This is a genomic window from Cellulomonas sp. EB106-03-03-XG116 (genome assembly GCF_058792015.1).
On record NZ_JBYTEP010000023.1, the window covers coordinates 38,757 to 58,018 of the forward strand.

15 protein-coding genes are annotated in these 19,262 nt (G+C 77.9%); 8 read left to right on the forward strand and 7 right to left on the reverse strand.

The window, feature by feature from the left end; all coding sequences use genetic code 11:
- Window positions 1-46 precede the first annotated feature (46 nt).
- Together AC3WUG_RS10570 and AC3WUG_RS10575 are read left to right on the forward strand one after the other, a co-directional pair.
- Window positions 47-3,220: a DEAD/DEAH box helicase gene (locus tag AC3WUG_RS10570; protein WP_492327613.1), complete on the forward strand. Its 3,174-nt coding sequence runs from the start codon at window positions 47-49 to the stop codon at window positions 3,218-3,220.
- 62 nt (window positions 3,221-3,282) lie between these two features.
- Complete coding sequence (locus AC3WUG_RS10575; protein WP_492327614.1) at window positions 3,283-5,604, forward strand: glycoside hydrolase family 65 protein; 2,322 nt, start codon at window positions 3,283-3,285, stop codon at window positions 5,602-5,604.
- Window positions 5,605-5,703: 99 nt separating this feature from the next.
- Here the strand turns inward: AC3WUG_RS10575 and AC3WUG_RS10580 are convergent, their stop codons facing one another.
- Window positions 5,704-6,588 carry an ArgP/LysG family DNA-binding transcriptional regulator gene (locus AC3WUG_RS10580; protein ID WP_492327615.1) on the reverse strand — a complete coding sequence of 295 codons (885 nt, stop codon included), beginning with the start codon at window positions 6,586-6,588 and terminating at the stop codon, window positions 5,704-5,706.
- A gap of 129 nt (window positions 6,589-6,717) precedes the next feature.
- On the opposite strand from AC3WUG_RS10580, the gene AC3WUG_RS10585 reads away from it, so the two are divergent.
- Complete coding sequence (locus tag AC3WUG_RS10585) at window positions 6,718-7,338, forward strand: LysE/ArgO family amino acid transporter (RefSeq protein ID WP_492327616.1); 621 nt, start codon at window positions 6,718-6,720, stop codon at window positions 7,336-7,338.
- Between the two features lie 17 nt (window positions 7,339-7,355).
- Here AC3WUG_RS10585 and AC3WUG_RS10590 read toward each other — a convergent pair whose 3' ends face one another.
- Window positions 7,356-8,783 (reverse strand): amino acid permease, encoded by a 1,428-nt coding sequence (locus AC3WUG_RS10590; RefSeq protein WP_492327617.1) that lies wholly within the window; start codon window positions 8,781-8,783, stop codon window positions 7,356-7,358.
- A gap of 115 nt (window positions 8,784-8,898) precedes the next feature.
- Window positions 8,899-10,608, reverse strand: a complete 1,710-nt coding sequence (locus AC3WUG_RS10595) for a BCCT family transporter (protein ID WP_492327618.1) — start codon at window positions 10,606-10,608, stop codon at window positions 8,899-8,901.
- Between the two features lie 146 nt (window positions 10,609-10,754).
- Between AC3WUG_RS10595 and AC3WUG_RS10600 the strand changes: the two genes are divergently transcribed.
- A complete protein-coding gene (locus AC3WUG_RS10600) occupies window positions 10,755-10,967 on the forward strand; it encodes a DUF3072 domain-containing protein (RefSeq protein ID WP_492327619.1) in 213 nt (70 codons plus the stop codon).
- A 60-nt stretch (window positions 10,968-11,027) separates the two neighbouring features.
- Entirely contained in the window at window positions 11,028-11,573 is a 546-nt protein-coding gene (locus AC3WUG_RS10605; RefSeq protein ID WP_492327620.1) for a GNAT family N-acetyltransferase, read from the forward strand.
- A 22-nt stretch (window positions 11,574-11,595) separates the two neighbouring features.
- Here AC3WUG_RS10605 and AC3WUG_RS10610 read toward each other — a convergent pair whose 3' ends face one another.
- The gene (locus AC3WUG_RS10610; RefSeq protein ID WP_492327621.1) at window positions 11,596-12,627 is read right to left on the reverse strand and encodes a serine hydrolase domain-containing protein; all 1,032 of its coding nucleotides are present in this window, start codon (window positions 12,625-12,627) and stop codon (window positions 11,596-11,598) included.
- Window positions 12,628-12,667: 40 nt separating this feature from the next.
- Entirely contained in the window at window positions 12,668-13,270 is a 603-nt protein-coding gene (locus AC3WUG_RS10615; RefSeq protein ID WP_492327622.1) for a M15 family metallopeptidase, read from the reverse strand.
- A 162-nt stretch (window positions 13,271-13,432) separates the two neighbouring features.
- Between AC3WUG_RS10615 and AC3WUG_RS10620 the strand changes: the two genes are divergently transcribed.
- Together AC3WUG_RS10620 and AC3WUG_RS10625 are read left to right on the forward strand one after the other, a co-directional pair.
- Entirely contained in the window at window positions 13,433-16,021 is a 2,589-nt protein-coding gene (locus AC3WUG_RS10620) for a LuxR C-terminal-related transcriptional regulator (protein WP_492327623.1), read from the forward strand.
- 180 nt (window positions 16,022-16,201) lie between these two features.
- Window positions 16,202-16,573: a glycosyltransferase gene (locus AC3WUG_RS10625; protein ID WP_492327624.1), complete on the forward strand. Its 372-nt coding sequence runs from the start codon at window positions 16,202-16,204 to the stop codon at window positions 16,571-16,573.
- 34 nt (window positions 16,574-16,607) lie between these two features.
- Here the strand turns inward: AC3WUG_RS10625 and AC3WUG_RS10630 are convergent, their stop codons facing one another.
- Window positions 16,608-17,447, reverse strand: coding sequence for a TrmH family RNA methyltransferase (locus AC3WUG_RS10630; protein ID WP_492327625.1), 840 nt, complete (start codon window positions 17,445-17,447; stop codon window positions 16,608-16,610).
- Between the two features lie 16 nt (window positions 17,448-17,463).
- Entirely contained in the window at window positions 17,464-18,762 is a 1,299-nt protein-coding gene (locus AC3WUG_RS10635) for an amidohydrolase (protein WP_492327626.1), read from the reverse strand.
- 168 nt (window positions 18,763-18,930) lie between these two features.
- Here AC3WUG_RS10635 and AC3WUG_RS10640 point away from each other — a divergent pair.
- Window positions 18,931-19,262: AfsR/SARP family transcriptional regulator (locus AC3WUG_RS10640; protein WP_492327627.1), on the forward strand; the 332-nt coding region annotated here is incomplete at its 3' end.

The window sequence follows — 19,262 nt, forward strand, 5'->3', positions numbered from 1 at the left end:
GGCCGGGGCGGCGGAGGTGTCGGGGGCGTGTGGCACGATCGGGCGCGTGCCCGCCGTCCCGTCCCCCGCGCCGTCCGCGGGCGGGGCCGGCGAGCCCGACGGCACCACCGGCGACTGGCGCGCGGTCCTGGACGGGCTGCTCGCCTGGGGCGACGCCGCCCCCGCCCCGCGCGCCCGGCGCGCCGCGCTCCAGGTCGAGCTCCGCGAGCTGACCCCCCGCACCCGCGAGCGCTGGAACGGCCCGGTGTCCCGCACCGCGGTCGCCCGCCGACCCGGCGAGCCCGCGGACCCCGGCACCGCCGGCTACCGCCTCGGCGTCCGCCCGGTGACCCGCAGCGACCGCGGCTGGACCCGCGGCAGCGTCACCTGGGCGAACATCCCCCACCTGCGCGCCCGGCTGGACCTCGACGCCGAGCAGCACCGCTGGTTCTGCCAGGTCGGCGCGCTGCACCGCGCCGCCGAGCCGCCCGTGCCCGGGCAGGACGCGGCGTGGGTGTACCTCGACGAGTTCGTGAACCCGGTGCTCTGGGACCTGCTCGACCAGGCGCGGGACCTCGGCATCCCGCTCGTGGGCTCGGGCGCCGGCGCCGAGGTGCGGCGCGCCGGCGCGGCCCGGCTGGGCCTGGACGTCACGCGCGGCCCGGGTGGCCTGCGGCTCGCGGCGCGCCTCACCGTCGACGGCGAGCCGTTCCCGGTCGAGCACGCCCACGCGATCGGCGACCACGGCGTGTACGTCGTCGACCCGGCCCACCCGCGCCGGGTGCTGCTGGCCCCGGCCGCCGAGCCGCTCGGCCCGCAGCAGCTCGCCCTGCTCGGGGACGCGGCCGGCGGGCGCACCGTCGCGGACGCGCTGCGCGCGGGCGTCGTGGTGCCGGAGGACCAGGCCGGCGCGTTCCTGCGCGAGCAGCTGCCCGCCCTGCGCGCCGGCCTCGACGTCGCGAGCGCGGACGGCTCGGTCGTGGTCCCGCCCCCGGCCCCGCCGACGCTCGTCCTCACGGTGCGGCACCTGCCCGGGCGGGTCGTCGACCTGGCGTGGCGGTGGGACGGGCACGCCCGCTCGGGCCCGGCCCCCGACCCCCGGGACCTCGTGCCGGACGAGCTGGTCCCGGGTGGCTGGCCCGCCCCGGACGCGGGCCCGGCGACGCACCCGGCCACCGACCCGGCCGCGGGCCTCGGCACCGACGCCGCCCCCGACGGACCCCGCGGCACGCCCGGCAGCCGCCCGCTCCCCCCGCCCACCACCCTGCGCGACGCCGACGCCGCCGACTACGTCACCGCCGCGCTCCCCCGCGTCGCCGCGCTCCCCGGCGTCCGCGTCGACACGGTGGGCACCGCCCCCGACTACCGGGTGCTGCACGACGCCCCGGTCCTCACCGTCACCGCGCAGCCCAGCGAGCGGACCGACTGGTTCGACCTCGGCGTCACCGTGACCATCGACGGCCGCACCGTCCCGTTCGGCCCGCTGTTCGCGGCGCTGGCCCAGGGCCGGCGGCGGATGCGCCTGGTCGACCACACCTACCTGTCCCTCGACCACCCGGCCCTGGAGCCGCTGGCCGCCCTGGTCGCCGAGGCGCGGGAGCTGGCCGAGTGGGAGACCGGCCTGCGGGTCAGCCGGCACCAGACCAGCCTGTGGGCCGACCTCGCGGAGCTCGCGGACGAGGCCGAGCCGCCGGACGCGTGGCGCGGGCTGCTCGCCGAGGCCGCGGGCGACGGGCCGGAGCCCGTGCCCGCCCCCGCGGGGCTGCGCGCCGCGCTGCGGCCCTACCAGGCCGAGGGGTTCGCCTGGCTGGCGTTCCTGTGGCGGCACCGGCTCGGCGGGATCCTGGCCGACGACATGGGCCTCGGCAAGACGCTGCAGACCCTGGCGCTGCTCCAGCACGTCGCCGAGCAGCGCGTCGCCGAGCAGCGCGGGCCCGGCGACGAGGCCCGCCCGTTCCTCGTCGTCGCCCCGACCTCGATCACCCCGAACTGGGTGGCGGAGGCCGCCCGGTTCACGCCCGGGCTGAAAGTGCGGCGGGTGGAGGCGACCCAGGCCGCGGGCCCGGTCCCGCTCGCCGAGATCGCCGCCGGCGCCGACGTCGTCGTCACCTCCTACGCCCTGCTCCGGCTGGACGCCGAGGCGTACCGCGCCGTCGGCTGGGCCGGGCTCGTGCTGGACGAGGCCCAGCAGGTGAAGAACCCGGCCTCCCGCGTGCACCGCGCGGCGAAGGACCTGGCCGCGCCGTTCGTCGTCGCGCTCACCGGCACGCCCGTCGAGAACTCGCTCACCGAGCTGCACGCCCTGCTCGACCTCGTGGCGCCCGGCCTGCTGCCGCCCGCCGGGACGTTCGCGCTGCAGTACGTCCGCCCGATCGAGGACGCGCACGCCGGCATCGCCACCGGTCCGGGCGCGGGCGACCTGCCCGACTCCGCCGCCCGGCTGCGCGCCGGCCGGCTCGAGCGCCTGCGCCGCCGGATCCGGCCGTTCCTGCTGCGCCGCACGAAGGACCTGGTGGCCGCCGACCTGCCGGAGAAGCAGGAGCAGACGCTCACGGTCGCCCTGGACCCCGCGCACCGCGACGTCTACGACCGGTACCTGCAGCGCGAGCGGCAGAAGGTGCTCGGGCTCATCGACGACCTCGACCGGCAGCGGTTCATCGTCTACCGGTCGCTGACCCTGCTGCGGATGCTCGCGCTGGACGCCTCGCTGATCGACCCGGCGCTGGCGGGCACCCCGTCCGCCAAGCTCGACGCGCTGCTGGAGCAGCTGGACGACGTCGTCGCCGAGGGGCACCGTGCGCTGGTGTTCAGCCAGTTCACGTCCTACCTGTCCCGCGCCGCGGACCGCCTCGACGCCGCCGGCGTGCCGTACGTGTACCTGGACGGCTCGACGACCCGGCGCGGCGAGGTCGTCGACGAGTTCCGGACCGGCGACGCGCCCGTGTTCCTGCTCAGCCTCAAGGCCGGCGGCACCGGGCTCAACCTCACCGAGGCCGACTACGTCTTCCTGCTCGACCCGTGGTGGAACCCGGCCGCCGAGCAGCAGGCCGTCGACCGCGCGCACCGCATCGGCCAGGACCGGCCGGTCATGGTCTACCGGCTGATCGCCGAGGACACGATCGAGGAGAAGGTCGTCGCCCTGCAGGCCCGCAAGGCCGCCCTCGTCGACGCGGTCCTGGACGACGGCGACCTGTTCTCGGCGGCGCTCACCGCCGACGACCTGCGCGATCTCCTGCGCTGACCGGACCGCCGGCGGCCCGCGTTCCCCGCGCCGGGTCGCGGACCCTGTGGTGGAGTGACCCCGTGCTCCACCGATCCGACGACCCCTGGCACGTCCGGCAGTCCCGCCTGGACCTGCACCACGCCGCGGCCGCCGCCTCCGTGCTGACGCTGTCGAACGGCTACCTCGGCGTGCGCGCCGTGCCCGAGCGACCCGGCCACGGCCTGGGCCCCGGCACGCTGCTCGCGACCGTCTACGAGGAGGTGCCGCACACCTACGCCGAGCGGGCGTACGCCTACCCCGCCGTCGACGAGGTGCTGGTGCCCGTCGTCGACGCCTGGGCCGTCGGCTGGTCCGTCGACGGCGACCCGCTCGACGCGGCCCCGGCCGACGCCGCACCCGCCCCCGCGTCCCACGACGACCGCGTGCTCGACCTGCGCCGCGGCATCCTCGACCGCGAGCAGCGCCGCACCGCGCCGTCGACCGGCGCCGCGGTCTCCCTCAGCACGCGCCGGCTGGTGTCGCTGACCCGCCGCGGCGTCGTCGCGACCCGGTGGCGGGTGCGCGCCGAGGCCGACGTGACGCTCACCGCCGCGCCCGTGCCGGGGTGCGACCACGCCGGCGCGCCGCCCGCCCACGAGCCCGGCGTGCGCACGCTGACCTGCCGGCACGACCCCGAGGGCTCGGCGGTGCACCAGCGCGCGGAGGCGTCCGGCCGCGAGGTCGTGGTGCGCACCGCGCACGAGGTCACCGCCGACGACGGCGTGGTCGCGCGCTGGTCGACCGACGACCCGCGTGGCGCCGTGCTGACCGTCGACCTGCGCGCGGGGCAGGCGGTCGAGGTGGTGGTGATCGCCGCGTACGCGGGCGGGTCGGACGCCGAGACGCTGCACACCCAGGCCGACGCCGAGCTGCGCGCCGCACGGGCCGCCGGCTGGTCCGGCCTGCGGCACGAGCAGGAGACCGAGCTCGCGGGCATCTGGGCCTGCGGCGACGTGCTGGTCGAGGGCGACGACGAGCTGCAGCAGGCCGCCCGGTACGCGCTGCTCCAGGTCGTTCAGGCCTCGGCCCAGGCGGACGGCGCCGGGATCCGCGCCAAGGGCCTCGCCGGGACCGGCTACCACGGGCACACGTTCTGGGACTCGGAGTGCTTCGTGCTCCCCGTCCTCGACCACGTCCTGCCCCGGGCCGCCGCCGACCACCTGCGCTGGCGGCACGCCACCCTGCCGCAGGCCCGCGCCCGGGCCGTCGAGCTCGGCCTCCCGGGCGTGACCTTCCCCTGGCGGACGATCAGCGGCCGGGAGTGCTCGGGGTACTGGCCCGCCGGCACCGCGGCCTTCCACGTGAACGCGGGCGTCGGCATCGCCGCCGCCCGGCACGTCGCCGCGACCGGCGACGCGGTGTTCGACCGGGACGTCGCCGTCGACCTGCTCGTGCCCACCGCGCGGCTGTGGGCGGGCCGGGGCCACCACACCCCCGAGGGGTTCCGGATCGACGGGGTCACGGGCCCGGACGAGTACACCGCGGTCGTCGACAACAACACGTACACGAACCTCGTGGCGCGGGAGAACCTGCGGGCCGCGGCCGACGCCTGCGAGCGGCACCCGGACGTCGCGGCCCGGCTCGGGGTCACCGCCACCGAGCGCGCCGGGTGGCGCCGGGCCGCCGACCGGATGATGGTCCCCCGCTCCGCCGAGCTCGGCGTCACCGAGCAGCACGAGGGGTTCACGCGGCGCGCCCCCTGGGACTTCACCGCCCCCGAGAACACCCGGTACCCGCTGCAGGAGCACCACCCGTTCGTCGAGATCTACCGGCGCCAGGTCACCAAGCAGGCCGACCTGGTGCTCGCGCTGCACGTGGCCGCCGACGACATCCCGGTCGAGCAGAAGCGCCGCGACTTCGCCTACTACGAGGCGATCACGGTGCGGGACTCGTCGCTGTCCGCGCCGGCGCAGGCCGTCGTCGCCGCGGAGGTCGGCCACCCGGACCTCGCGTACGCGTACGCCCGGGAGTGCGCGCTGATCGACCTGTCCGACCTGCGCGCCTCCAGCGCCGAGGGCCTGCACGTCGCGGCGCTCGCCGGCGCGTGGACCGCCCTGGTCGTCGGGCTGGGCGGCCTGCGCCAGCGGGGCGACGCCGTGCACCTGACGCCGCGGCTCCCCCGCCGGCTCACCCGCATCGCGTTCACCGTGCTCCAGGCCGGGGCCCGGGTCGAGGTCGACGTGCGGCAGGACGTCGTCGCCTACCGGCTGCTCTCCGGCGAGGAGGCGCACCTGACCCACCACGGCGACCCGGTGCACCTGACGACGGCCACCCCGGAGCAGGAGCGCCCCCAGCCCCCCGTCGAGCACCACCCGACCCCGCCGCAGCCGCCGCACCGGCACCCGGTCTTCGACGAGACCTGACCGCCGAGGTCGCCGGTTCCGCCCACGGGCCCGGCGTGTCGCGCCGCGTGCCGGGGCGCAATCGCCGACCTCGGCACCCGGTGCGCCCGGTGCGTCCGGTCAGCGGAGGTAGGACGCCGCGGCCGCGCGGACCGCCTCGCCCGTGCGCTCCAGGGCCGCGGTGCGGACGGTCCACTGCTGCCAGTGCAGGGTGACGTCGACGTGCCGGCCGGGGTCGAGGTCGACGAGGGTCCCGTCGGCCTCCCCGGCGCGCGCGTCGGCGTCCGGCAGCATCCCCCAGCCCAGACCGAGCCGGACCGCCAGCGTGAAGTCGGCCGACGCGGGGACGTGGTGCCGCGGCGGCAGCGCCGGGTCCGCGCCGCGCCCGCGCAGGTAGCGGTCCTGCAGGTCGTCCTTCCGGTCGAACACCACGAGCGGCGCGGCGGCGAGCGCGGCCGGCGTCGGGCCGTCCGGCAGCAGGGCGGCGGCCCGGTGCGCCGCGATCATCGGCCGGTACCGCAGCACCCCGAGCCGGTGCGACGTGCAGCCCTGCACCGGCCGCGCGGCGGTCGTGATCGCCGCGACCACCGCGCCCTCGCGCAGCAGGTCCGCCGAGTGGTCCTGGTCCTCGCGGTGCAGGTCGAAGACGATCTCGTCCGCGAGCGGGGCCAGCGCCGGCAGCACCCAGGTGCCGAGCGAGTCGGAGTTCACCGCGATGGGCAGCACCGGCCGCCCCGAGGTCGCCCCCGCCGTGACCGCGGCGTGCGCCTCGTCGGCCAGCGCGACGACCTGGCGCGCGAGCCGGAGGTAGACCTCGCCCGCCGCGGTCACGCCGGCGGGCCGCGCGCGCCGCACGAGCACCTGGCCGACCGCGGTCTCCAACGCCCGGATGCGCTGGCTCACCGCGGACTGCGTGAGGTGCAGCGCGACGGCGGCGTTCTCGAACGACCCCTCGTCGACGACGGCGAGCAGGGCGCGGAGCTGCGGGAGGTCGACCTCGGCCATGCGGGGACCCTACCGACCGCGGGGCACCGCTCGTGGCGGACTCGGCACCGAGGAGAGCATCAGCGTCTCGGATGCAGTATGAGTATCATGCGTTGGACTGATGTGCGCCGCCGGACCTAGCGTCACCCCGTGCCCGCCTCCCTCGCCGCAGCCCTGACCGGGCTCGCCTTCGGCCTGTCGCTCATCGTCGCCATCGGCGCGCAGAACGCCTTCGTGCTGCGCACCGGCCTGCGCCGCGCCCACGTGCTGCCGGTCGTCGCGGTGTGCGCGCTGTCCGACGCGGTGCTGATCGCCGCCGGGGTGGCCGGGCTCGGCACCCTCGTCGACCAGCACCCGGCCGTCCTGACGGTCGCCCGGCTGGCGGGTGCGGCGTTCCTGCTCGGCTACGCCGTCGTGGCGGGCCGGCGGGCGCTGCGCCGGGGCGGGGCGCTCACCGCCGAGGACGGCCAGGAGGCCCCCCGGCGGGTCTGGCCCGTCGTCGCGACCTGCCTCGCGCTGACCTGGCTGAACCCGCACGTGTACCTGGACACCGTGGTCCTGCTCGGCTCGGTGGCCGGGACGCACGGCGAGGACCGGTGGTGGTTCGGCGGCGGCGCGGTGCTCGGCAGCCTGCTCTGGTTCACGGCGCTCGGGTACGGGGCGCGCCTGCTGCGCCCGGTGTTCGCCCGCCCGGGGGCGTGGCGGGTGCTCGACGGGGTGATCGCGCTGGTGATGGTGGCGATCGCGGTGAGCCTGCTGCTCGGGCTGTGAGGCGCGGGGCCCCGCGCTCAGGCCGCGGCGGCGGTCCGGCGCCGGCGCACCAGCGCCGTCACGCCGTAGATGCCCACCACGACCGCGACCAGCCCGGCGGTCGACAGCAGCTGCCCCCGCGCCGACCCGTCCGCCAGCATGAGCACCACGAGCCCGGCCAGCGCCGCCAGCGTCGCCCAGGTCAGCCACGGGTAGCCCCACATCCGCAGCGGCAGCTCCTCCCCGCGCTCCCGCGCCTCCGCCTCGAGCCGCGGCCGCAGCCGCAGCTGGGCGACCGCGACCAGCACCCACACCACCAGCAGCGCCGCGCCGACCGCGTTGAGCAGGATGCCCAGCAGCGTGTCCGGCAGCGCCCAGTTCAGCGCGACGGCGACCACGCCGAACGCCACCGACACGAGCACGGCGACCCACGGGACGTCGCGGCCGGAGACCCGGCGCAGCACCGCGGGCCCGTCGCCGCGGGCGGCCAGCGAGTAGGCCATCCGGGACGTCGCGTACACGTTCGCGTTGAAGGCCGACAGCAGCGCGACGACCACCACGGCCTCCATCAGCCGCGCCGCGCCGGGCAGGCCGGCCACGTCGAGCACTGCCACGAACGGGCCCTCCTGCAGGACCGGGGCGTCCCACGGCAGCACCAGCACCATGATCGCCACCGAGCCGACGTAGAACAGCAGGATGCGCCACAGGATGGTCCGGGTGGCCCGGCCGACCGCGCGCTGCGGGTCCCGCGCCTCGGCGGCGGCGATCGTCACGATCTCGATGCCGCCGAACGCGAACACCACGACCAGCAGCCCCGCCGCCACGCCCCCGACCCCCGCGGGCGCGAAGCCACCGTGGCCGAGCAGGTTCGTGGTGCCGACCGGGTCGGTGCCCGGCAGCAGGCCCAGCACGAGCAGGACGCCGAGCACGAGGAACACGACGATGGCGGCAACCTTGACCAGCGCGAACCAGAACTCGAGCTCGCCGAACTTGCGCACGCCCGCGAGGTTCGCCACGGCGAAGACGGCGACGACCACGAGGGCGACCAGCCACTGCGGGACGCCCGGCGCCCAGCCGGTCACGATCCGGGCCACGCCGGTGACCTCGGCGCCGAGCACCATGATCAGCGTGAACCAGTAGACCCAGCCCAGCGTGAACCCGGCCCAGCGCCCGAGCGCCGCCTCGGCGTACACGGAGAACGACCCGCTCGCGGGCAGCGCGGACGCCATCTCGGCGAGCATCCGCATCACCAGCACGACGAGCACCCCGGCGAGCGCGTAGGACACCAGCACCGCCGGGCCGGCGGTCGCGATCCCGACGCCGCTGCCGAGGAACAGCCCGGCGCCGATCGCGGAGCCGAGGCCCATCATCGTCAGGTGCCGGGTGCGCAGCCCGTGGCCGAGGTGCTCGGCCGGGGCCGGCGTGGCGGGCAGGGCGGTGGACGGTGCGGGGGTGGCGCGGGGCATGCGGCTTCCTGGTGCAGGGGTGGGGGTGCGGCGGCACGGGCCGGTGCAGGCCCGTCGCCGGGTGCCGACCGCGGTCGCCGGGCCGGCGACCTACCGTAACGGGGCCGCGCCGCCGCTACCGACCGCCGCGCTCCCGCGAGCGCCGCCACCGGCCCAGGCGCTCGTCGAACCGCCGGTCCACCCGCCGGTCGACCTGCCGGGAGAGCTGGCGGGACACCTGCTCGTCGATCTGGGCGCGCAGCTGCCGGCGCTCGGCACGCAGGAACGCCGTGTGCTCGGCGTGCAGCGCGCGGGACGTCGAGACCACCATGCCGATCATCACCACGCTGAACGGCAGGGCGATGAGGATCGCCGCCGTCTGCAGCGCGGTGAGCCCGCCGGCGAGCAGCAGCGCGATGGCGAGCACGCCGCCGAGCGCCGCCCACACGACGCGCAGCGGGGTCCGCGGGTGCGGGTCGCCGCCGGCCGCGAGCATCGACACCACCAGGGCGCCCGAGTCCGCGGAGGTGATGAAGAACAGGGCGACCAGGATGATCGCGCCGACCGACAGCACCGCACCGCCGGGCAGGCCGGCCAGCAGGTCGAACAGCGCGTTCTCCGGCACGACCTCGCCGCCCGGCCCGACCAGGCCGCCCTGCCCGAACAGCTCCCGGTGCAGCGCCGACCCGCCCAGCACCGAGAACCACAGGAAGCACACGATCGTCGGGACGAGCAGCACGCCGCCGACGAACTGGCGGACGGTCCGGCCCCGGGAGATCCGGGCGATGAACACACCGACGAACGGGGACCAGGAGATCCACCAGCCCCAGTAGAAGGTCGTCCACGCCGCCTGCCACGCCTCGCCCTCCGCACCGGCGTACGCCGAGACGTTGAACATGAGCGGGATCGCCTGCGCGAGGTAGGTGCCGATCGACTGCACGAACTCGCGCAGCAGGAACAGCGTCGGGCCGAGCACCAGCACCAGCACGAGCAGCACGCCCGCCATCGACACGTTGATGTTGGACAGCCACTTGAGGCCCTTGTCGAGCCCCGACACCACCGACAGCGTCGCGACGGCGGTGATCGCGACGATGAGGACGACCTGCAGCGTCGTCGAGCTCGTCGCGATCCCCGTGTGGTCGAGGCCCGCGGTGATCTGCAGGACGCCGAGCCCGAGCGACGTGGCGACGCCGAACACGGTGCCCACGACGGCGGTGATGTCGACCGCGTCGCCGAGCCGGCCGCGCACCCGGTCGCCGAGCAGCGGCTCCAGCGACCAGCGGATCGACACGGGCCGGCCCTTGCGGTGCACCGTGTACGCGATCGACAGGCCGACGACCACGTAGATCGCCCACGCGCTCAGGCCCCAGTGCAGGTAGGTCTGCGACATCGCCTGCTGCGCGAGCTGCTCGGGCGTCCCGGTGACGCCGGGCTTCGGGTCCGCGTAGTGGCTCAGCGGCTCGGCGACGCCCCAGAACACCAGCCCGATGCCCATGCCGGTCGCGAACAGCATCGAGAACCACGTCATCAGCGGGTACTCGGGCTCGTCGTCGTCCTTGCCGAGCGTGATGTCGCCCCACCGGCCCACACCCAGCCAGATCGCGAACGCCACGAAGCCCGCGACCAGCGCCACGTAGTACCAGCCGAACGCGCTGACCACGTTCGTCTGGACCGAGCCGATGACCTCGCTCGCGGTGTCGGGGAACAGGATGGTGAACCCGGAGACGACCGCCACGACGGCGGCGGCGCCCCAGAACACCGCCCGGGACGTGCCCCACGGGCCGCGACCGGTCCCCGGTTCGGGCACGCGCGCGTCGGGTGCGGTCTGGGTCGTCGGTGTCGCCACGGGGGTCCTCTTCGGTCGGCGGCAGGGCGGCGACCACCCTAGCCAGGGAGCCCACCACCCACCACAGGATCGACCCCGCCCTCGCACGCCGCGCGCCGGGCCGGCTCGCCGTGCGCGCCGGGGTGCCCGGACCTAGCGTGGCGCCCATGACCGAGCAGACCCCGGACCCCAGCACCGACGCCGCCAAGGACCCCGCCGACTGGGTGACGGGCGACGAGCCGATCACCGGCCCGCAGGACTCCTACCTGCACACCCTCGCGCGGGAGGCCGGCGAGGAGGTCCCGGAGGGCCTGACCAAGGCGCAGGCCTCCGAGATGATCGACCGGCTCCAGGGCGAGACCGGGCGCGGCGCGAGCTGAGCCGCCGCGGCCACGGGAATCCCGTGGACCGCCGGGCGCGGCGTCCGTAGCGTCGCGCCCGTGCACGCCCTCACCGACCGCCTGACCCTCCGCCCGTTCGCCGCCTCGGACGGCCCGGCCCTGCACGGGTACCTCGGGCTCCCGGACGTGGTGCGCTTCGAGCCGTACGACGCCTGCGCGCGGGAGGAGGCCGACGCCGAGGCGCTGCGCCGGGAGACCGATCCCCGGTTCGTGGCCGTCGAGCGCACCGCGGACCGCGTCCTGCTGGGCCACGTGTTCCGCGCGCCCACCGGCCCCGAGGCGTGGCGCACCTGGACCCTCGGCTACGTGTTCCACCCCGCGCACGGCGGCGCCGGCTACGCGACCGAGGCCGCCCGCGCGGTCGTCGACGACTGCTTCCGGGCCGAGGACGCGCACCGGGTCGTCGCGCGCTGCGACCCCCGGAACGCGCCGTCCTGGCGGCTGCTCGAGCGGCTGGGCCTGCGGCGCGAGGGCCACGAGCGGCGGTGCGCCTCGTTCCGCACCGACGCGGACGGGGCACCGGTCTGGCACGACGCCTACCTGTACGCGGTGCTCGCCGACGAGTGGCCGGCCGCGCGCGGGTGAGGCGCGGGCGGCCGGCGTCGCGTCAGTCGTCCCCGGGCTCGCGCAGCACCGGCCACGCCCCGTCCGAGGTGTTCGCGAGCACGGTGACGGTGACCCCGGTCGCGGGGTCGTGCCGGGTGCGCGCCGACACCCCCGCGTCGTAGCCCTCCAGGACCAGGTCGCCGGAGTCGAGGCCGAGCCAGAACCCGCGCCCGTACCGCATGCCCTCGTCCTCGACCACGTGCAGCGGCTCGGTGAGCCGGGCGACCGTGGCCCCGGGGACGATCCGGCCGGCGGTCAGCGCGCGCCAGAACGCGGCCAGGTCCGCCGCCGTCGTGGCGAGCCCGCCGTCGCCGCTCCCCCGGACCGGCAGGTGCAGCACGTTCGTCCGCGGGCCGTCCTCGTCGAGGTACCCGACCGCGAGGTCCGCCGCCGGCTCGTCCGACCGCGGGAAGCCCGTGCGGGTCATCCCGGCCGGGGCGAGGACCCGCTCGGCGACGAGGTCGGCGAACGGCGCGCCCGCGACCCGCTGCGCGACCAGCGCCAGCAGCACGTACCCGGAGTTGTTGTACGCGAACTCCGTGCCCGGCTCGGACACCTGGGCGTGCGGCGCGAGCATCGGCAGGTACGCCTCGGTGTCGTCCAGCACGTGCGGCGGCAGCGTCAGCACGTAGTCGGTGATCGCGCCGTCGCCGTTCTCGTCCAGGTAGTCGCCGATCCCGGACGTGTGGCCCAGCAGGTGGTCGACGGTCACCCGGTCGTCGACGAGCGGCAGGTCCGCGCCGAGCACCGGGCGCACCGGGTCGTCCCAGCCGAGCCGTCCCTCCTCGACGAGGGACGCGATCGTCAGCGCCGTGAACCCCTTCGCGACGCTCGCGACGCCGAACCGGTGGTCGGGCGCGGCGGGCACGCGGCGGGCGCGGTCGGCCCAGCCGTACGCCCGGGCGAACAGCACCTCCTCCGCGCGGGAGACGTGCACGACGCCGCTGAGGCCCGAGGCCTCGGCGCGGGCGTGCAGGGCGGGACCGAGGTCCTCGGGGGCGGTCGTCGGGCGGCGGTGCTCGGCGGTCGTCATGCCGCGACGCTACGGGGGCACCGGCGCCGCCGGCCAGCGTTTACCCCCAGCCCCAGGACGAGTCCGGGTGCTGCTCCGGGCAGGTGTCGGCGCCGTCCGGCAGCTTCTCGAAGTGCCACACCTCGTTGGCGTACGTCTGGCACAGCCCGAAGTCGACCCCGTGCTGCGCGAGCCAGTACGCCCCCTCGGTCGGACCGACGTCGACCGCCAGGCCCTGCACGTGGGCCGACGACTCCGGCGGCAGCACCCAGCGGTACGCCTCGGGGACGCCGTGCGTCGCGACCGCGTCGTCGACGAGGCGCTGCTGCTCCTCCGGCGTGCGCTTCCCCGAGGTGACGCGCAGCTCGACGCCCGCGGCTTCCGCGGTGGCGCGGGCGGCCGCGAACCGGGCGGCGAGGTCGGCGTCGACGCCGTCCAGGCCGTCGTCCAGCGGCGGAGCACCGGCGCCGGGGGCGACCTCCGGAAGCGCGCCGGCCGTCGCGTCGGCGGTCTCCCCCGGCACCGCGGGCAGCGCGTCCGGCTCGGCGGCGGCTCCGGCTGCGGAGCAGCCGGCGAGGGCGAGCGCCGCGAGCGCGGCCCCGACCGGGGCGACCGGTCGGCGCACGGCTCGGGGGGCGCGGCGGGCGTGGTCGCGTCGGGTCATGCACCGACGGTCCCGCGGGTCGCCCGTCCCGCGCGTCGGCCCCGGGGCCGACCGGGCCGGCGCGCCCTCCCACCCCGGTCGGACGGCGCCCCGGTCCCGTCGTCCGACCGGGGTGGGAGGGCGCCCGCGCCGCAGCACGGCGTCACCGGTACCGTGACCGGGATGGGGGCAGGGCCCGGGGGCGACGCCGCGGCGGACCCGGTCGCCGACGCGCTGCGCCCCGGCACCGGCGTCCTCCTGACCGGTGTCCCGGGCGCGGGGGCGGGCGCGCTCGCCGAGGCCGCGGCGCAGGAGCTCGCCGAGGACGGCTGGCAGGTCCTGCGCGTCCCGGGTCGGGCGGGCGTCCGAGGTCGCCCGCTCGCGGCCCTCGCGCTCGCGGGGCTGGCCGCGCGACCGGCCCCCGGGGACCCGCTGGGACCCGCGACCGCGCGGGTCCTCGAGTCCGTCGGTGCGGGTCGCGCGGTGCTGCTCGCTCGACGGGCGGACCTGCTCGACGAGGAGAGCCGCGCGGTCCTCGCCGCGGTGGCCGAGGGGTCCGCCGCGCTGCCGCTGCTCACGTCCCGACCGGCCCGCGCCAGCAGGTCCGCGGCGCTGCGCGCGGCCGGGGCGGTGCCCACGGCGACCCTCGCGGTGCCCCCGTTGCGGTTCGACGAGCTGCTCGCGGTGCTGGCGGACGAGCTGGGGGCCGCGCCGTCGCCCGACGCGGCGGCGCGGGTCTACGCCCTCTCCGCCGGGCTCCCGGGTGTCGCGAGGGCGGTCACGTCCGCCGCGCGCCGGGCCCGGCGGCTGGTCCTGGTCGACGGCGTGTGGACCGCGGTGGCCGACCTGCGCACCCCGGAGCTGGCGACGGTCGTGGACGCGCTGCTCGAGGGCCTCGACGGACAGGGCCGGTGGGCGCTGCTGCTCCTGGCGACGCTCGGCCCGTCGAGCCCGGCCGTCGTCCGGCGGGTGGTCGGCTGGGACGACCTGGCCGCGCTCGAGGACGCCGGCGTGGTCCGGGTGGTCGACTCCGCGGCGGGGACCGAGGTCGCCGTCGTGCCGCCGCTCGTCGCCGAGCACCTGCTCACCGCGGGCGGGCGCCTCGAGGCGGCGCGCGCCCGCGAGCAGGTGGAGCGCGCGCTCGCCGCGGACCCGTCGCCGGGGCACGACGGCGACCCGCCCGCGACGGCGGACGCGTCCCCGGGTGGCGCGGCGGACGCGTCCGGCGCGGGTGCGCCGCGGCCGGAGGACCCCGAGACCCCGTGGGCCGACGGCCCGGGACCGGCCGGGGCGTGGTCCCGCGAGGCGGTCGCCGTGCTGGGGCGCCGGCTGCGCCGCGCCGCCGCCACCCGGCTCGCCGTGCAGCGCGCGGCGTGGCGGGACGAGCCGACGGCCGGCACCGCGGTGCGGTACCTCGACGCGCTCGCCCGGTCGGGGGCGGACCGCCGTGAGGTCGAGGCCGCCGCCACGGCGGCCCGGGACCGGCTCGGGCCGGCAGGCGGGGCGGCCGTCGAGGAGTGGCACGCCCGCTACCTCGGCCTGGCGTGCGGCGACGTGGCCGCGGCGCTGGCGGTGCCGGTCCGGGACGACGCCCCCGGGCGGCGCGCCCGAGCGCGCCTGGAGCTGTTCCTCGGCGTGGGCACGGCCGCCGCCGAGGCACCCGGGCCGTCCGCCGACGCCCGGCCGGACGGCTGGCTGCTCCTCGCCGCCGGCCGGGTGCAGGACGCGGTGGCCGCCCTGGAGGCGCCGCGCGGGTCGACGCCGCCGGACCCCGAGGACCAGGCCGCCCGCCGGCTCGCGCTGCTGCTCGCCGGGCAGCTCGACGACGCGGTCCGCGACGCGGCGCGGGCGCTCGACGAGGCCCGGGCCGCGCTGGACGGCCCCGCGGTCGAGCTCGGCGCGGCGGTGGTCGCGCTCGGTCTCGCGCTCGCGGGGCGGTCCCGGGAGCTGCGCGAGCACCTGCCCGGCGCCCTCGCGCTCGGGTCGACGGCGCCGCTCCAGCCGTGGGCACGGGGCGTGCTGCTCTGCGTCGGCGCGTCCCTTGCGGCCGCCGACGGGCGGGTCGTCGCCGCGGCGGCGCTGCGGGACGGCCTGGCGGCGATGCGGCTGGCGCCGGGGCCGGTGCCGCTGACGTCCGCGACGCTCGCGCGGACGCGGGTGTCGGTCGCCTCGGGGCGGGACCCGCGGGACGACGCCAGGGCGCTGTGGGCGGAGGTCGGGCGCGACCTGGACCGCGGCTACGTCCCGGCCGCGGTGCTGGGTGGCGCGGCCGCGGCGGAGGTGCTGCCGGACCACCCGACCGCCGGACGGGTGGCGGCCGTCGCAGCACAGGCGCAGGGCGCGCTGCTGCCGGTGCTGGGTCGGTACGTCGCCGCGCTGGCGGCCGGCAGCCCGGGCGAGGCGGCGCGGGTCGGCCCGGAGCTGCGGGCGGCCGGGCTGCGCGTGCACGCGGTCCGCGCGCACGCCCGCGCGGCGTCGTTGGCGGCGCTCCAGGGCGACCCGGCGACGGCCGAGGCCGAGCTCCGGTCCGCCGACGCCGTGGTTGCCGCGGCCGAGGGCGACCTGGACCGCGCGCTGGACACCCTCGGGCCGGTCGCCGGGCTCAGCGCCCGGGAGCTCGAGATCGCCCGGCTCGTCACCGGGGGCGCCTCGAACCGGGAGGTCGCCGAGGCGCTCGGCGTGTCGGTGCGCACCATCGACAACCACCTGTACCGGATCTACCGCAAGATCGGCGTCGGCGACCGGGAGGGCCTGGCCCGCCGCATCCGCTGACGCTCGTGAGCAGGCGCGCCCGGGTCACCCGACCCCGGCCGGCCGGGTGCTCCACCCCGGCCCCCGCGCTGCTCGCGCGCCCGCCGCCGGGCCTGAGCACCACCCCCCGCCGGGGTCCGATGGGAGCACGCCGCGCCCGGGCCGCCAGAGAGCCGGGCGCCCGAGCCTCCGGAGGTCCCGATGCCGACCGCAGCCGTACCCGCCCCGCACGCCCCGCCGCCGCGGGTCGCCGCGCGCCGGACGGTGGACCGTGCCCGGCTGGTCGTGCTGGTGCCCGCCCACGACGAGCAGGCGGCCCTGCCCGGCACGCTCCGCGCCCTGCGCCGGCAGACGGCGCGACCCGCGGCGGTGACCGTGGTGGCCGACCGCTGCACCGACGCGACGCCGGAGATCGCCCGCGCGTTCGGCGCGCGGGTCCTGCGCACCCGGGACAACGGCGACCCGTCGGCGCGCGGCGCGGTGCTCCGCGACGGTGGGTGCGTCGATCCGCGGCAACGACGTGACTCCTCTCCAGCAGGTGGGCGGGCGGTGCCGCCCGGGCGGCCACTCTAGGGCGAGGGGCCGGGCCCTCCGCACGCCCCGCGGATCAGCCCCGCACGCGCGTCGCCCAGAACGCCACCGCGCCGGCCGCCGCCACGTTGAGCGAGTCCACGCCCCCGGCCATCGGGATCCGCACCGTCAGGTCCGCGGCGGCGATCGTCGCCGGCTTCAGGCCGTCGCCCTCGGCGCCCAGCACGAGCGCCAGCCGCTCCGGGGGGTCCGCCTCCAGCGCGTCGAGGCTCACCGAGTCGTCGGACAGCGCCAGCGCCGCCGTGACGAACCCGGCCTCGCGCAGCAGCTCGATCCCGCCCGGCCACGGGTCCACCCGGGTCCACGGCACCTGGAACACCGTGCCCATCGACACCCGCACCGACCGCCGGTACAGCGGGTCCGCGCAGCGCGGCGTCACCAGCACCGCGTCCACGCCGATGGCCGCCGCGGACCGGAACGCCGCGCCGACGTTCGTGTGGTCGACCACGTCCTCCAGCACGGCGACCCGGCGCGCCCCCGCGATCACCTCCGCGACCGGCGGCAGCACGGGGCGGTGCATCGCCGCGAGCGCCCCGCGGTGCACGTGGAAGCCGGTGATGGCCTCCAGCACCGCGGGCTCGGCGACGTAGACGCGCACGGGCTCGCCGTCGGGGTCCCGCGCCGCCAGCATCGCCGTGAGGTCCGGGAGCCAGCGCGGGGACACCAGCACCGACCGCGGCCTGTGGCCCGCCGCGAGCGCCCGCCCGAGCACCGTCGAGCTCTCCGCGATGTAGAGCCCCTTCTCGGGCTCGTGCCGCGAGCGCAGCGCGACGTCGGTCAGCGAGACGTAGTCGGCGAGCCGCTCGTCGTCGGGGTCGGTCAGGTGGACGATGTCGAGCGCGGGCACGCCCGCCATCATCCCCCGGACGCGGTCAGGCCAGGAACTCCAGCGCGGCGGCGACCAGCAGCCGGCGCCCGGCGGCGATCGTCGGCTCGTCGAGCGGGGCGAACTGGGCGGTGTGGTTGCCGGGGACGGCCGCGGAGAAGCCGGAGACGTAGCCGTCGGGGAACTGCGCGGGGTCCATGCCGCCCCAGAACCAGAACGCGTAGGGCACCGGGTCGCCGTCGTACCGGCCCTTCGGCAGGCCGTACTCGGAGAAGTCCTCGGAGCCCATCAGCGGCTCGGCGGTCCGCACCGCGCCCTCCGGCATGACCGCCCGCTGCGCCGCCATGACGCGGTCGACCACCTCGGCCGTGTTCACGGTGGCCGGGGGGTTCTCCCGCATCGTGATCGTCGGCGGCTCGGGGCAGCCCGCGGCCTGCGCCTCGGCGCCGACGATGCGCTCGACCGCCGCGACCGCCCGCGCCATCGAGGCGTCGGACCGCGCGCGCAGGTTGACCGTGAAGGTGGCGGTGTCCGGGATGATGTTCGACTTCGTGCCGGCGTGGAACGTGCCGACCGTGACGACCAGCGGGTCCTCCGGCGACGTCTCGCGCGCGGCGATCGTCTGCAGCCGGGTGATCGCGTAGGCCGCGGTGAGGATCGGGTCCACCGTGACGAACGGCCGCGAGCCGTGGCCGCCGCGCCCGTGGACGGTCACGTCGAGGGTCGCGGCCGCGGCCATGAGCAGCCCGCGGGAGTGGTTCGCCACCCCGGCCGGCAGCGGCCCGACGTGCTGGCCGAGCGCCACGTCCGGCTTGGGGAACCGGGTGAACAGGCCGTCGGCGAGCATCGCGCTCGCGCCGGTCGCCGTCTCCTCGGCGGGCTGGCCCACGACGAGGAGCGTCCCGGACCACGCGTCGCGCGCGCCGGCGAGCGTGTCGACCGCGGCGGCGAGCGCCGTCACGTGCATGTCGTGACCGCACGCGTGCATCGTCGCGACGGTCTCCCCCGCGGGGTTCACGTCGGTGTGCCGGCTCTGGTACGGCAGGCCGGTCTCCTCCAGGACGGGCAGGCCGTCCATGTCGGCCCGCAGCATGACGACCGGGCCCTCGCCGTTGCGGAGCACGCCGACCACGCCGGTGCCGCCGACGCCCTCGGTGACCTCGAGCCCGGAGGCGCGCAGCTCGGCCGCGAGCGCCGCGGCGGTGCGGTGCTCGCGGCCCGACAGCTCGGGGTGCGCGTGCAGGTCCCGGTACAGGTCCCGCCAGTGCGCGTCGCGGGTGTCCGCGGTGTCGAGCACCCGGGCGGCGCGCGTCGGGTCGGCGGTCGGGGCGGTGTCCAGGGCCATGCGGCGGGTCCCTCCGGGGCGGGTCGGCAGTGCTCGTCGCACGCTACCCCGCGCGGGTGAGCCGGGCGGGGTACCACGGCCCGCGGCGCCGTGGCGGAACCGCGTCCACCTGCACCGCGGTGCGGCACCCCTTGCCGCGCCCACCCCCCGGGGGCCACGATCGGCCTCATGCGGTACGGGGTCCTGGGGCCTGTGGAGCTCGTGACCGCGGAGGGGGCAGAGCCAGTCCGCGGCTCCCGTCAGCGCGCCCTGCTGGCGGTGCTGCTGGCGCACCGGGGCGCGCTGGTCCCCCGGGAGCGCCTGATCGCCGCGCTGTGGCCGACGGGGCCCCCGCCCAGCGCCGAGCACACCCTGCACAGCCACGCGTCGCGGATCCGCGCCCTCGTGGGGGCCGACCTGCGGGCGGTCCCGGGCGGCTACCGCCTCGACCCGCAGGACCCGCCGGTGCTCCCTGCCCTGCCCGGGCTGCCGGGCGGGGAGCCGCTGCCGCCCCCGTACCC

Bases quoted from the DNA above. Each gene is read 5' to 3' on its own strand.
- AC3WUG_RS10635 (WP_492327626.1), bottom strand. From the start codon at position 18,762: ATGGCCCTGGACACCGCCCCGACCGCCGACCCGACGCGCGCCGCCCGG.
- AC3WUG_RS10620 (WP_492327623.1), top strand. From the start codon at position 13,433: ATGGGGGCAGGGCCCGGGGGCGACGCCGCGGCGGACCCGGTCGCCGAC.
- AC3WUG_RS10615 (WP_492327622.1), bottom strand. From the start codon at position 13,270: ATGACCCGACGCGACCACGCCCGCCGCGCCCCCCGAGCCGTGCGCCGA.
- AC3WUG_RS10590 (WP_492327617.1), bottom strand. From the start codon at position 8,783: ATGCCCCGCGCCACCCCCGCACCGTCCACCGCCCTGCCCGCCACGCCG.
- AC3WUG_RS10630 (WP_492327625.1), bottom strand. From the start codon at position 17,447: ATGGCGGGCGTGCCCGCGCTCGACATCGTCCACCTGACCGACCCCGAC.
- AC3WUG_RS10600 (WP_492327619.1), top strand. From the start codon at position 10,755: ATGACCGAGCAGACCCCGGACCCCAGCACCGACGCCGCCAAGGACCCC.
- AC3WUG_RS10610 (WP_492327621.1), bottom strand. From the start codon at position 12,627: ATGACGACCGCCGAGCACCGCCGCCCGACGACCGCCCCCGAGGACCTC.
- AC3WUG_RS10625 (WP_492327624.1), top strand. From the start codon at position 16,202: ATGCCGACCGCAGCCGTACCCGCCCCGCACGCCCCGCCGCCGCGGGTC.
- AC3WUG_RS10580 (WP_492327615.1), bottom strand. From the start codon at position 6,588: ATGGCCGAGGTCGACCTCCCGCAGCTCCGCGCCCTGCTCGCCGTCGTC.